Source organism: Microbacterium sp. B24 (assembly GCF_000333415.1).
Lineage (GTDB): Bacteria > Actinomycetota > Actinomycetes > Actinomycetales > Microbacteriaceae > Microbacterium.
The window spans coordinates 1-959 of sequence record NZ_BADB01000078.1; the positions used below are offsets into that span (position 1 = coordinate 1).

Annotated in this window: 1 protein-coding gene; it reads left to right on the forward strand. The window is 72.3% G+C overall.

Annotation, left to right across the window (positions count from 1 at the left end):
- Position 1: 1 nt before the first annotated feature.
- A complete protein-coding gene (locus tag I5I_RS01795) occupies positions 2-574 on the forward strand; it encodes a dihydrofolate reductase family protein (RefSeq protein WP_083867897.1) in 573 nt (190 codons plus the stop codon).
- Positions 575-959 lie beyond the last annotated feature (385 nt).

A 959-nucleotide genomic window follows, 5' to 3' on the forward strand; every position in this document is an offset into this window, starting at 1 on the left:
GATTCGAGCTCGGTACCGGGGATCCTCTAGAGTCCGCGACTACACCGCGACGCGAACGTTCCGGGAGCGCGTGCTGCACGACGACACGGGCGCGGGGACCACCGGCGTCGACGACGAGTATGCGCAGCGCTACTTCGCCGACCTCGGCGCCGAGATCATGGGCGCGGGCATGTTCGGCCTGCACGACCACGGCGACGACCCCGACTGGCGGGGATGGTGGGGGGACGAGCCGCCGTTCCGCGTGCCCGTGTTCGTGCTCACCCACACGCCGCGGCCGTCCATCGAGATGGCCAACGGCACGAGCTTCCGCTTCATCGATGCGTCAGCCGAGGATGCCCTCGCCCAGGCGCGCGCCGTCGCCGCCGGGGGTGACATCCGTATCGGCGGGGGCGCCAGGACGGCGCGCTCCTTCCTCGATGCCGGCCTGGTCGACGAGCTGCACGTCGCTGTCGTGCCCATCATCCTGGGGCGCGGCATCCGCCTCTGGGACGACCTGCGCGGCCTGGAGAACGGGTACGAGGTGCGCGCCGAGGCAGCCGAAAGCGGCGTGACCCACCTCACGTTCCGCCGCTGAGGCATCGGGAAGGCAGCCGCGGATGCGCCGGGCGATCGCCGTCATCGCACTGCTCGCGATCGTGGCGAGCCTCACCGCGTGCGCCGGCTCTCGGTTCGACCCGCCTGCGCTCTCCACGGCCGGCGTCAGCGCCCCCGGAAGCTCGGAGCATCGCCTCACCGTCGGCGGCCACGACCGGTCGTATCGGCTGTACGTGCCCGCTCACCTCTCCGCGCCGGCGGCACTCGTCGTGATGCTGCACGGTGGCTACGGGTCGGCGCAGCAGGCCGAGGCGTCGTACGGGGTGGGACCGGATCGCCGACGAGCACGGCGTCGTCATCCTCTACCCCGAACGGGCGATGGCCGGNCCTGAAACGCANGTGGGGGATGCTGCGGGCGGCCCGCC